This window comes from Dethiosulfatarculus sandiegensis, from assembly GCF_000931935.2.
Taxonomy (GTDB): domain Bacteria; phylum Desulfobacterota; class Desulfarculia; order Desulfarculales; family Desulfarculaceae; genus Dethiosulfatarculus; species Dethiosulfatarculus sandiegensis.
In genome coordinates this window covers 71533-83559 of the sequence record NZ_AZAC01000003.1, presented here as the reverse complement: position 1 = coordinate 83559, position 12027 = coordinate 71533, and the positions used below count along the sequence as shown (strand labels likewise).

Annotated in this window: 12 protein-coding genes and 1 tRNA gene; 11 read left to right on the top strand and 2 right to left on the bottom strand. The window is 48.7% G+C overall.

Annotation, left to right across the window (positions count from 1 at the left end; all coding sequences use genetic code 11):
• Positions 1-87: 87 nt before the first annotated feature.
• The 5 genes from X474_RS03325 to X474_RS03315 all read left to right on the top strand — a co-directional run bounded on the left by X474_RS03325 (position 88) and on the right by X474_RS03315 (position 3017).
• Positions 88-163, top strand: a tRNA-Phe gene (locus X474_RS03325).
• Between the two features lie 730 nt (positions 164-893).
• Positions 894-1127, top strand: coding sequence for a hypothetical protein (locus X474_RS03320; RefSeq protein WP_044346746.1), 234 nt, complete (start codon positions 894-896; stop codon positions 1125-1127).
• A 180-nt stretch (positions 1128-1307) separates the two neighbouring features.
• Positions 1308-1568: an EamA family transporter gene (locus tag X474_RS27165; RefSeq protein WP_082464114.1), complete on the top strand. Its 261-nt coding sequence runs from the start codon at positions 1308-1310 to the stop codon at positions 1566-1568.
• 564 nt (positions 1569-2132) lie between these two features.
• Complete coding sequence (locus X474_RS26420) at positions 2133-2333, top strand: hypothetical protein (protein WP_197281953.1); 201 nt, start codon at positions 2133-2135, stop codon at positions 2331-2333.
• Positions 2334-2345: 12 nt separating this feature from the next.
• Positions 2346-3017 carry a hypothetical protein gene (locus tag X474_RS03315; RefSeq protein WP_197281952.1) on the top strand — a complete coding sequence of 224 codons (672 nt, stop codon included), beginning with the start codon at positions 2346-2348 and terminating at the stop codon, positions 3015-3017.
• A gap of 681 nt (positions 3018-3698) precedes the next feature.
• On the opposite strand, the gene X474_RS03305 is transcribed toward X474_RS03315, so the two are convergent.
• Complete coding sequence (locus X474_RS03305; protein WP_044346742.1) at positions 3699-4034, bottom strand: TM2 domain-containing protein; 336 nt, start codon at positions 4032-4034, stop codon at positions 3699-3701.
• Positions 4035-4659: 625 nt separating this feature from the next.
• On the opposite strand from X474_RS03305, the gene X474_RS03300 reads away from it, so the two are divergent.
• The gene (locus X474_RS03300; protein WP_052514800.1) at positions 4660-6840 is read left to right on the top strand and encodes a thioredoxin domain-containing protein; all 2181 of its coding nucleotides are present in this window, start codon (positions 4660-4662) and stop codon (positions 6838-6840) included.
• Between the two features lie 235 nt (positions 6841-7075).
• A complete protein-coding gene (locus X474_RS03295; RefSeq protein ID WP_082464112.1) occupies positions 7076-8776 on the top strand; it encodes a methyl-accepting chemotaxis protein in 1701 nt (566 codons plus the stop codon).
• An 85-nt stretch (positions 8777-8861) separates the two neighbouring features.
• Here the strand turns inward: X474_RS03295 and X474_RS03290 are convergent, their stop codons facing one another.
• Positions 8862-9569 (bottom strand): DUF4328 domain-containing protein, encoded by a 708-nt coding sequence (locus tag X474_RS03290; RefSeq protein WP_044346740.1) that lies wholly within the window; start codon positions 9567-9569, stop codon positions 8862-8864.
• A gap of 757 nt (positions 9570-10326) precedes the next feature.
• On the opposite strand from X474_RS03290, the gene X474_RS03280 reads away from it, so the two are divergent.
• From X474_RS03280 to X474_RS03270, 4 genes are read left to right on the top strand one after another with little or no spacing between them, the layout of a single operon-like run.
• A complete protein-coding gene (locus X474_RS03280) occupies positions 10327-10977 on the top strand; it encodes a dihydroorotase (RefSeq protein WP_044346736.1) in 651 nt (216 codons plus the stop codon).
• Positions 10958-11131, top strand: coding sequence for a hypothetical protein (locus tag X474_RS25970; RefSeq protein WP_156360597.1), 174 nt, complete (start codon positions 10958-10960; stop codon positions 11129-11131). The genes X474_RS03280 and X474_RS25970 overlap by 20 nt, the downstream gene beginning before the upstream one ends.
• A 24-nt stretch (positions 11132-11155) precedes the next feature.
• On the top strand, positions 11156-11560 hold the full coding sequence (locus tag X474_RS03275) for a hypothetical protein (RefSeq protein WP_044346734.1): 405 nt from the start codon (positions 11156-11158) through the stop codon (positions 11558-11560).
• A complete protein-coding gene (locus X474_RS03270; RefSeq protein WP_044346732.1) occupies positions 11518-11943 on the top strand; it encodes a zinc-binding metallopeptidase family protein in 426 nt (141 codons plus the stop codon). The genes X474_RS03275 and X474_RS03270 overlap by 43 nt, the downstream gene beginning before the upstream one ends.
• Positions 11944-12027 lie beyond the last annotated feature (84 nt).

The following is a 12027-nucleotide window of genomic DNA, read 5'->3' as shown; positions in this document are numbered from 1 at the left end:
GCCTCTTGACGACTCAGGTCAAGGCCGTTATATATGAGCCATGCTTCGCGGGAACAAAAACCGCAAGGCAAAAAAGCAAGAAAGTGTGCCGAGGTAGCTCAGTTGGTAGAGCAGAGGACTGAAAATCCTCGTGTCGGCGGTTCAATTCCGTCCCTCGGCACCATTTTTTTGCCTTAAATTCAACAAATTAGGCCTTAACTACCTGGTGACCACACCAAGGCGGTTAAGGCCTTTTTTTGGGCATTTTCGGGCAAATCTGAGCACAAAAGTGACTAAAGAGTATACCGGCGATCGACCAAGGTAGAAACGATTGCCACTGGTCGTGGTCGTCTGTGTCAGCTCTTGCCGGGACACCTTAAAAGGCATAGGTTGGGTTAGGATGATGGAGAATTCACTGGCAGGTTGGCGAAGGATTGCGAATTGTTTTGGAGATTAGTGAAAGCTCGCCATTTTGGCTTTTAGGATGAATTAACAGCCCGGAATCTTGATCCTTATCCATGCGCTGGCAAAATGACCGGTAGCAAGTAAATGCGATTGTTCCGATATTGATCTTTTCTAAAAAGCAAAATACTTATCATTATATTCTCACCTTGACCAAATAGACTACTCGCAGATAATGATAGGTATTAATCTACTTAAATTTATCAAGAGAAGTGTACCTAACCGACAGAAGGTTCAGGGTGTGTTTTTAAAACAATGCGCTATTTGCAGGCTATTGAAAAGTTATGAAGGAGCCTCTCCCTGAGAGTGTCGAATACTTTATGACCAGGTAAAATTTATCCATATTAAGAGTTATTGACGATACTCTTTAATAACAATCTTTTCACTAACTGTATAACTGGATATAAAAACAATCATAAAATTGACATACTTTAATCAAATTGGTGATTGAAATGATAAATCCTGAAATCATGGAAGAGCTTAACAAGGCTTACCCGGTGTTGTCGGAAGTCAACCACGGACTCGTTTCGAGTGCGCTCTTAAATGCCAAGCTGGTCACTTTAAAGGCAGGTAAACCTATCTTTGAAGACCTCCAACTCTGCATTTTTTTCCATTTGTCCTTTCCGGAAACATCCGTGTTTATAAACAATCAGTCCAGGGAAGAGAGTTATCAATCTGCAACGTAGCCTCCGGAGATGGGTTGATGCTGCTGACAGCCTTGTGTGGCGCGATATATGGTGTCTTGGCGCCTCGGATGCTGTCCCGCTATTCGGCCTTAACCGTTAACTACATATGCCATGCTGTTCGGAACCTTATTTCTTCTTCCAGGCGCCCTTGTTGAAGGGGTTGCCCAGTCAATTGCGTAGATAGGCAAAAATACAATTATTCTGATTGGGTTTTTGGGCATCTTTTCTGGAGCCCTTGGCTTTTATCTATGGACTTTGGCGCTGACTCGCCTGTCGCCAACACAGGTGGCGGTCTATGCGAACGTCAATCCGGCGGTGGCAATAATCTTGGGGGTCCTTCTTTTAGGGGAAAGCCTTAGCTGGGCCTTTTTTCTCGGTTTAGGAACCCTTGTGGTTGGCGTGTTGTTTGTCAACTGGCCCCAAAAAGCCCACTCGGTATAAAGCTCCAGTTTACTAAAGAGTGCAGCTATTAGTGTGTTGTCTTAACAGCGGCCTTCGAGCTGATGAATACAGCCTCTCTTCAAACCTTCAGGGTGATCTTACTTTGATATTGATTGTTGTTCTTTGAAATGTACTGGCAGGGCGCTACGCACAACCACGGTTTGATATGAGCAGATGGGTGAGGATGCCGTCTCATAATTTGGCCTGGTGGCAAAATTTTTGATATTTTCTAATCATTCATCCAGTGAAAAAATATCAATTTTCCTGACCTTGGCATGTTCAGAGCTTGGGTTGGGACGTCATATCCGCCCAACTAACCTATGATGCAACTATTGTCGAATCAAACTATTTGCGTTAACAGTCTTTAAGGGCAAGTTCTTATGCCGATCCTCATAACATGACCAGCAAAATGGACAAGCCATAGAAATGGCCTTGAGGCAAAAGCGATTAGTCATTTTTTGCGTAAGTGTTCTGAAGGTGCTTATGTGGACAGAGACAACAGCTCCCGCATCTCATGTGAATCAAGCTTATTATTGTTCGCCAAGAAAAAAATGAGAGACATAAATGAAACGAGCATTGCATATTACAAGTGGTGACATAGCGGGGAATAATTTGGTGAAAAGCAAAATTCCCGGTGAAGTGTTCGTATGGCATGACATCCTTTACAATGGTCCGAGAAAACCCGGATGGCCCGATAAAATAACGCTGGATGCTCAGGCCAATTTTCTTGAAGATTCAACCGGAGGCGGACTAAGCAAAAAATAGGTCCTTGAGGCATTGAAAACTCAGTACGCTAAGCTAAAGGCAGCATCAGAATATAACACTGTGCTTCTGTGGTTTGATGCGTGCCTTTTTGACCAGTCGATGCTCTGCCACATCCTTACATGCCTGCGTTTTCTCAAAAACGAAAAGGCCGAACTCTTTTGCATAGATGCTTTTCCGGGAATCGACCCATATCACGGTCTTGGGCAACTTTCTCCCGCTCAACTGGCCTCTGTGCATGACAAACGTCAACCATTGAAATTGGAGAGGAACCATTTTCTTTTTGCGGAACGTGTTGATCGCGCGTTCGCACTTCAGGATTTCTCAGAGTTCAAAAAGTTGGCAGAATTGACTGATGCCCCCCTGCCTTGGGTTCCGGCTGCCGTGACGCGATGGATGGAAGAATATCCAGACAAAAAAACTGGATTAGGTCGGCTTGAAGAACTTGCACTTGAAGCGATACGTTCTGGCTGCGAGACTGCTGCGGAAATTTTCTCGTTTGTTTCGGAAAGAGAGACGCCACCGCAATTCTGGGGAGATACCACTCTTTGGGAAAAAATAAATACATTGGCTGAAAAAGAACCACCCCTGGTCAGGATTGAAGGCCCGAAGATACGATTACCGCAATGGGAAGGAATTGCCGATTTGAAGTTATTTCGAATATATCCAACATGGCGGGACAAATAAACCGCAACTCGCTCTTCGCGATTTAGCCAATCAAGTAAAGTAAGCTGACCGAAAAGGAGGTTGGAGCGGCAGGCTAACCGAATGTTCAACGCATATACTATTATCCCAATCTCGGCTTTACAGAAGGCCGAAACTAAACGGTTCTTAATGAAAAAAAATCAGGGCCAGGGAAGCGGCCGAGCAGTTGGGCATCAGCAAGGCCCACTGTTTACAAGTGGGTGGTGCCCCTTTACAAGGCTGGTTGCGAAGCGGCATTGCGCAATAGGGGTTCCCGCACGTTTGCATGAACGACAACAGCAGCTCGACCTTAGTGACTTGTTGCCTGATGACAAGCCACTGCGCCCCCTGCTCCCTGATCCTGGCTGTGTGCTGGCTTGAGCGGCAGGGACTAGTGGTGATAGGGTGTTTGCTGAGCGGCAAAAGCCTTGACAACAACACCTAGCAAAAGTGAAAAGCACTCCCAGGGATGAACTGACAGCCGATATCTAATTACAAGCATTTCAAAACAGAACCCCCGCCCATGCCTTGCGACACGGTCGGGGGCGCCGAGCAAATCTAAGAGGATCCAGTCATCTCTTCAATTACTTCCAGAATCCTGCAAAACCGGTGAGTAAAAAGAACAAAGCCACTTCCTAAAAAGAAAAGACAAAATTAGAATACAAACTTGTTAAGGTTTTTGTATCAACTTTGCAGAATTTTCATATCCCTGAGTATGGAAGTAGCTATATCAGCGTTATATTCCCTGACCCTTTTGGGGGTTAAGAATATTTCAACAAAATACCACACCCACAGCCCACCGGCCGTCAAAAGAAAAGCTACGCCAAGGCCTGTCTTACCCAAGAGAAACAACTGAATGGGGAATAATATAGCCAATGCCATTAATAATCCTAAGCTCTTTTTCTTCCTCTCATATTCTTCTACAAATTGGCTTTGCTCTTCAGTGCTCATTTTGGCAAGCGATGACTTGACTATTACAGGTAACTTTTCGGCAATACTAGGATTAATTTCCAGGGACATATTTTTATCTCCGTGTAATTAGTAGCTAATTGTAACTCTACAACTAACACCAACAAAAAGCTTATTACAATTAATCAGCATTCTCGAGTCGAAAGGTGCCACGAAGGAATTTAAATGTGCTTTTTCCGATCTTGCCCCCCTATTCGCTTTACAGGTTAAAATCATATCCGGCAATCAATTTATTTTTTAGACTTAATATTGTCAAGTTTTTTATGATAATTAAATTAAAGTATGCTTTTATCCAGCCCCTCAACATTCAACTAATAATACTCATTAACACAATACAGCATTAAGCCGTTATGCCGTTATGCCTTAATGTTATACACATAAAGAATAAAATCACATAAAGCGTTAAATCATCTATCAAAAACTTTTTGTGGGCTTAAGCCCACTCCACAGCCTTTGTCATAACAGCAAATCAAGTTTTTCTCGGGGGAGCAGACAACGTCTAGCCTTCAATCTGCAAAGCACTAGGCCAAAATTCTTCCACCTGGTTAATGCCAAATTCAATAATAGTAATTAACTTATTTATAACTGTGACCCGCCTCGCAGAATCGAGGTCTTAAAGATGGGGTTAGTTAAGGAAAGACCCAACAAGACTCGCCCCGGTAAAGGGGAGGAAAGAGTGGTCAAAGATATGACTAACAAGGTGAAGGACCATACCATCGACCGGTTTGTGGCTGAAAAGCTCGAGCAAGGGGAAAAGCCCAACCAGCTTATCAACGAAAAAAGCCCATATCTTCTGCAACATGCCTTTAATCCGGTTAACTGGCGCCCTTGGGGCAAAGAGGCGATCAAGCTGGCCCAAAAGGAGCACAAGCCCATATTCCTTTCCATTGGTTATTCCACTTGTCACTGGTGTCATGTCATGGCCCATGAGTCATTTGAAGACCCGGAGACGGCCGGTCTGATGAACCAATGGTTTGTCTGCATAAAGGTGGATAGGGAGGAAAGGCCGGACCTTGACCGGCTTTACATGACAGCCACCCAGGCCCTGACTGGCGGCGGGGGCTGGCCCATGAGCGTGTTTCTCGCCCCGGATCTAAAGCCCTTTTATGCGGGGACCTATTTCCCACCCAAAAGAAAATACAACATGCCCGGTTTTGACGAGGTGCTCAAGGCTGTGCATGAAAAATGGCGGGCCGACCCCAACGCACTATTAGATTCAGCCGCAAAGCTAACCGAATACATAAAGCAAAACCAGAACCCGCTTCCACCTCAAGGAGAGGCCGGTCTGGAAGCCATGCCACTGGCTTATGAGCAATTTGCAGGCATTTATGATGCTGAACTCGGCGGATTTGGCCTGGCCCCAAAATTTCCGCAGACTATGATTCTTTTCTTTTTATTGCGCTATGCCAAGGAGGTTCCCCAATCCAGGGCAGGCGAAATGGCCCTTTTCAGCTTGCGCCAAATGGCGGCGGGAGGGATCTGCGACCAGATAGGCGGAGGGTTCCACCGCTATTCAGTGGATCAAAGATGGTTTTTGCCCCATTTTGAAAAGATGCTCTATGACCAGGCCCTTTTGGCCCTGGCCTATGGGGAGGCTTTTCAGTTCACCGGCGAGGAGTTCTACGCGTCAGTGCTCAGGGAAATTCTCGATTACGTGCAAAGGGACATGACCTCCGGCCAAGGCGGATTTTATTCGGCCGAAGATGCAGACAGCCCTTTGCCGGAAGACCCGGCCAAACATGGTGAAGGGGCTTTTTATATCTGGGGCGCTGAAGAATTAAAAAACCTGTTGAGTGATGAAGAATATCAATTGGCGAGAATCTATTTCGGTGTCAGGGAACAAGGCAATGTGGCCCAGGACCCTCACCGGGAATTCACGGGTAAAAACATCCTCCACCAAGCGCTCAGCCTTGAGCAGGCAGCCCGCGGGCTAAAAATTAACCCGGAAAAGGCAACTCGACTGATCAGCCGAATCAGGAATAAATTATTACAGGCACGAGGGAAACGCCCCCGCCCCCACCTGGACGACAAGATAATAACCGCCTGGAACGGCCTTATGATAAGCGCCTTTGCCAGGGCGGCGGCCATGCTTGATGAACAGAAATACTTAGACGCAGCCCAAAAAGCAGCCAAATTCATTACAACCGAACTCCACTCCAACCAGGGTTCCGGGCTGATGCGCACCTGGCGGGGCGGCCAGACCGGACAAGAGGCAATGCTTGATGACTATGCCTTTTTAATCCAGGGCCTTATTGACCTTTACGAGGCAAGCGGAGATTTAACCTGGCTCAACCGGTCCATAACCCTGGGCCTGGAACAAAAGGAGTCATTCTGGGATTCAAAAAACCACGGCTTTTTCGAGACCTCGGGCAAGGACCACAGTGTGCTTATAAGGGGCAAGGAAACCTTTGAAAGCGCCATTCCCTCAGGCAACTCCATTGCCCTTTTAAACTGCCTGCGCTTGGGCGAAATTTTGTCGGATGAAGCATGGAAAGAACTTGGGACAAAGGGTTTGAACGCCTTTGGCAGAGCACTTAAAGAACACCCCTCCGGCCTGCCGCAAATGCTTTGCGCTCTGTTTTATCTAAGGCAGCCCATCAGGCAGGTGGTGCTTAGTGGAGACAGGAAAAAACCAAAATGGCATGACATGCTACATGCCTGCCACACTCCATTTCAACCCCACAAAGCCTTGGTCCTGGCCGATACTGATGCAGACGGGTCTGAACTGGCCCGGCTTTTCCCCTTTTTATCGGAGATACAATCAGGAACCAAGCCAGTGGCCCACGTCTGCCGGGATTATGCCTGTGGCGCGCCCACCAATGACCCGCAAGTGCTCATAGACCAGCTGACGCCTTAGTGGGAAAGTAAATAGGGCCCGAACAAAGGCAGGGCCCTATTATGAAACACAACAGACATTTTATTAAGGACCGTCAAGTCAAATAGCCTTACCCCCTGTTGCAAAGTTAAAATATTTTTAGCTTTCTAATTTCACAGCTCAAAGGGCATGTAACTCAAAAGGGTATGGTCGCAGCCTTTTTTCAGATACAATAAAGTGTTGAAACCAAAGACACTCAAAACTGGATGGCCGGGACATGTCTTCTTCATCTCGTTTTATGCGCCTTTCCATAGGCAAAAAAATAATCGTAGCAAACCTCACCTTTACCTTGCTTTTGATCATTATTCTGATGGTCTCCTATGTTTACAAACAATACGATGACATTGTCGAGAACTATATCAACGATGCCCGCATCACCACTATGCAGGTGGAGAGCGTGCGCGAGGCCATGGAAGAAAAATGGGCCCATGGCGTACTGACCCCGAAACAGATCAGGACCTATGCCGATCAGGACCAAATGGGCAAGGTCCTGGCCATGATTCCGGTGGTGACCGCCTGGGAAACAGCCATGAAAAAGGCCAAGGAACTGGACTACACCTTTAAAGTCCCCAAGTTCAGCCCCAGAAACCCCAAAAACCAGCCGGACGCAGTTGAAGCCAATGCCCTTAAACATATGAAGGCCACCCAGAACGACAGCTATTATCTCATCGATGATAAGCTTAATGCGGTTCGTTTCTTCCAGGCGGTGCGGCTCAGCCAAAGCTGCCTTTTATGCCACGGAGACCCGAACAACAGTGAACGAATCTGGGGAAACAATAAGGGGCTGGACCCCACCGGGGTGGCCATGGAGGATTGGAAAGAAGGCGAGATTCACGGGGCATTTGAGGTGATCTATTCCCTGGACAAAGCCGACCGGGAGATAGCAACCGCCATTGCCGGGGCAGGAGGCGTGGCCCTGGTCATACTGGTTGCAGGCCTTTTCCTGGCCATGGCGCTGGCGCGCAACTTAAGCAGGCCGATAAACCGGGCAGCCAAGGCCCTGGGCGCTACGGCCAAGGGAGACTTCACCACCCATTTGGAACTGTCTCTCACGCAAAGAAGTGATGAGATAGGTGAAATGCTTAAAGATCTGGAAGACATGAACCAAAGTCTTTCAGATACCATGAAGAGTGTAACCGAAGTGGCCGGAGTGGTGGCCGAAAACTCCCGGCAACTTACTCAGGGCAACCTTGATTTGAACGACCGCACCCAACAACAGGCAAGCGCCATTGAAGAGACCGCCGCCGCCCTGGAGCAGATGACTTCCTCTGTGAGGCAAAACGCAGACTCCGCGGCCCAGGCCAACGGTCTGGCCCAAAAAACTTCCGAAGTGGCCAGGCAGGGAGGCCAGTCCGTGAAAAACACCATGGAGGCCATGCAGGAGGTCAATGAATCCAGCAAAAAAATCCGCGAGATTATAGATGTGGTTAATGAGATAGCTTTTCAGACAAACCTCTTGGCCCTAAACGCCGCAGTGGAGGCGGCCCGGGCCGGTGAGGCGGGACGCGGTTTTGCCGTGGTGGCAGGCGAGGTAAGGAGTCTGGCGGGCAGGGTGGCCGAAGCCTCCAAAGAAATCCAAACCCTGATCACCGAAAGCGTGACCAAGGTGGAGAGATCGAGCCTGATGGTCTCTGAAAGCGGGAAGCTTTTACAGAAGATCATAGAAGATACAGAACAGGTGACAACCACCATAGCCGAAATTTCGGCCGCCAGCCAGGAACAGGCCACAGGCATAGAAGAAGTCAACCGGGCTGTTGCCCAAATGGATGAAGCTGTACAGCAAAACGCCGCTTTGGTTGAAGAGGCCACAGGGACCTCAGAAAACCTGGACTCTGCCGCCAGGGACTTGAACCAGCGCATGGCGGATTTCACCACACGTAAAAAGCAAAACCTTCTGCCCCCGCCAAAAAAGGGATAATTATCGATTTTAAGCGGATATGCATAAAAACCCGGCCCCCTTAGCAAAGGGCCGGGTTTTTTATGAAACAAAAAGAATCAATCTTCTATTTAACGGCGATCAGTTTGTCAAACCTGGTTTCCTGCAGGTTTTGCACAGTCCGCACCAGCTTTACCACCACCAGTAAACCGGCTGCCTGCAAAAGGGAGCCCGCAGCCGAGATGAGGCTTATCAGATCATAGTATTCCATGCCGTAGTTCGAGGTAATACCTGGGATGAGCGCCGCCAGAATCAGCCAGGAGACCAAAAATGAAAACCACCAGATGCTTATCCAAACCGGATTAGGCGGGTTTTGCGGCGAAACATTGACTCCATCCTCCTGGCTCCGGAAAAAAACCTCGCCCATTACCTGAAAAGGCATAAAGAAAAACAAGATCGGCACCAGAAAACTGGCCACTGCCCAGTTGGGGTTAAAGCGAAGGTCTTGCTCCCCCAAAACAGATAAATTCAAGTGCGCCCTGTGAAACCACATGAGAAACAGCACTGCACAGGCCACATTAGTGACAATGGTGGGGGCGGCCACAAAAGAAGTGAGCGACTTTTGTTCCAGATACACCTGCATACTTGGTAGGCTTGAAAGCCAGATATTAACCCCTGTGTTCACCAGGCCCATGGCCGCAAAAACCCAACAGGAGATCACCGCCAGCTTGGCCCTGCCTTGCCCGATCGTCTTGGCCTGTTTCAGCTCGGGCCTTTTTACTCTGGCCTTTTCAGGTTTTTTTTTCTTGTTTTTCTTATTGGGTGCGGTGCTCATCAATCGATCGGCCTTTCCGGATGAAGATAACTGCCGTGGTATTGAAAAAGGCGTCTTCGTTTTCTCCAACCCACATTCGGCAAGGAGTTGCATTTTGCCAACTTACCAAAATTAAATTGCTTTTCCAATTCATCAAACCACGGTCCCGCTTGAATTCCGCCCAAAATTCAATAACCCGCCTTCCCAATGCATCAGACGGTTGCCAGACAATATAACCAATACATAGCCCCCTTTGCAAAGGTCTGGGCTTGCCAGGGTTGATTTTTAAATTGCCATGCCCTCACAGGGCAGGACTGGAACCAATAGTCATACTCATGAAAAGCACAAAAAAATCAAGACAGGAGCTTTTTAAAAGGGACGATTTTTACAATCCGGCTGACAGGTCAATAGCCCTGGATAATTCTTCCTTTTCACGGAACCCAGATCATAATAATCAAATTCAAAGAACCAAAATTTACATTTAAAGGCAAAGTCTTTTTGGAATTTTTCACATTATGGAAATGGCCATTTCCACATAAAACACCTACTTTAAATAGTCTTTATTTTTTCCTCTATATGAAAAAACTACGTTGGTGGGCGCCGCCTTTTTAGCCACCCAGCCCCAAAATGCCACCAGGGAGATGGTGCTCCCCTGGTTGCGGCCGGGGCCTGCGGAATAAAACTCAGCACCTTTGAAACAGACCCGGTTCGCTTTCCCCACATAGACGAAGACGTCCTTTGGGAAATCCTTCCCGAAATAGCAGATCAGGGGATTCCGGTGGGGTTTCATGCTGAAAACAACGTTATTATAGAAGCGCTTATCCAAAAATATAAAAACCAGGGCAAGACCTACGCCAAGGCGCACTCGGAAACCCTGGCGGTGATCAAACTGCTGGAGCCGGCCCATTGGACAGGGATAACGTTGCATATCTACCATGCCTCCCATCCCCGTTGTCTGGAGCTGATCCGCTGGTTCAAGGGCCAGGGAATGGATGTGACGGCGGAAACCTGCCCTCATTACCTTCTCTTCAATGAAAAGCACATGGACAAAATTCAGGCCTTTGGCAAGATCAATCCCGCGCTGAGGTCAAAGGAGGCAGCGGAAGGGCTTAGGCCAAGCCTTCTGGCCGAAGACATTGACTTCATCACCTCAGACCATTCCCCCCGGCTCTTGGAGAGAAAAACCAACCCAAATGTATTTGAAAATTCATCGGGCGGTCCGGGCCTGGAAAGCATCCTGCCGCTTATGTACAACGCGGCTGTGGTGGGAAGGGGTCTTTCGGTTGTCGGCTTGCCCGTCTTTTGGCTGCCAATCCGGCCCGCCGTTTTGGGATCGGCCCGCCCAAGGGGGTCACCCGAACCGCCCTTTCCCCTGAAGGCCTTGAGGGGAAAAATGGCTCATTGCCAAAATGAAGCCGGCAGAGCTTGAAGTCGGTACTGACGAAGCCTTTAACATCATAGGCCAAGTAGAGGCATCCGATCCCGCAACCCATAAAAAGGCGGTGATCGGCTCCCATCTGGACACAGTGCCAAACGGCGGCAGGTTTGACAAAACCTTGGGAGTGTTGGCTGGACTTGAGTGAGCCCGCATTTTTATTGAGCAGGGTGTGAAACTGCCCTGGGAGCTTTGGATTGTCAACTTTACAGATGAAGAAGGAGCCCACAACGCAGGAACCATGGGCAGCCGGGCCATGCCCAACGGGCTTTCCCAATCCGACCTTGAGCACACCAAAAACAAAAGTAAATATAATTTTGCCCGGGACCTGGCCCTGGCGGGCAAAGACCCGGCCCGGATTTCGAAACCCCTCTTAGGGGCAGGCGATTTTGCCTTTTACTTGGAGCTGCATATTGAACAGGGCAAGAAACTCGAGGCCGAGGGCCTGGAGATAGGCGCTGTCACAGTGATTGCCGGGATATACCGATATGTGGTGACCATAACCGGCGAGCCCGCCACGCAGGCGCCTTTCCCATGCACCAAAGGGATGATGCCCTGGTCAAGGAGGCCTCTCTGATAAGTCTTTTGCCCCAATGGGCCCAGGCCAGGAATCCGGAGATGGTGGCAAGCATTGGCCAGCTTTTCCTGAATCCGGGAGCGCCCAATGTAATTCCCGACCTGTGCAGTCTGGTGGTGGAACTGGGGAGTCAGGACACCGCCAATATCAAGGCCCTTAAAATGATGCTTGCAAGGCAGGCTGATTCAGGCAAAAGCATTTTCGTGGAGCCGGTTCATGCCAAGGCCCCTTGCCTTTTACACGAACCCCTGATCGGGCAGCTGGAAAAGGCGGCGGAAAAACTTGGCTTGGCCCACACCCGCATGGTAAGCGGCGCAGGTCATGACGCCACCAGCTTTGCCGCCCCAAAAGGTGCCGACCGGGATGATTTTCGCGCCGTATAAAAACGGTGTCAGCCACAGTCCGTGGGAAGAGATAACAGCTAAACAGGCAAGCCAAGGCTGTCAGGTGCTTTTCGACACCCTGCT

What these genes read in the sequence shown, in the direction of transcription:
- X474_RS03305 (WP_044346742.1), bottom strand. Translation starts at nt 4,034, where the DNA reads ATGTCCCTGGAAATTAATCCTAGTATTGCCGAAAAGTTACCTGTAATA.
- X474_RS03290 (WP_044346740.1), bottom strand. Translation starts at nt 9,569, where the DNA reads ATGAGCACCGCACCCAATAAGAAAAACAAGAAAAAAAAACCTGAAAAG.
- X474_RS03295 (WP_082464112.1), top strand. Translation starts at nt 7,076, where the DNA reads ATGTCTTCTTCATCTCGTTTTATGCGCCTTTCCATAGGCAAAAAAATA.
- X474_RS25970 (WP_156360597.1), top strand. Translation starts at nt 10,958, where the DNA reads ATGAAGCCGGCAGAGCTTGAAGTCGGTACTGACGAAGCCTTTAACATC.
- X474_RS03270 (WP_044346732.1), top strand. Translation starts at nt 11,518, where the DNA reads ATGCACCAAAGGGATGATGCCCTGGTCAAGGAGGCCTCTCTGATAAGT.
- X474_RS03320 (WP_044346746.1), top strand. Translation starts at nt 894, where the DNA reads ATGATAAATCCTGAAATCATGGAAGAGCTTAACAAGGCTTACCCGGTG.
- X474_RS26420 (WP_197281953.1), top strand. Translation starts at nt 2,133, where the DNA reads ATGAAACGAGCATTGCATATTACAAGTGGTGACATAGCGGGGAATAAT.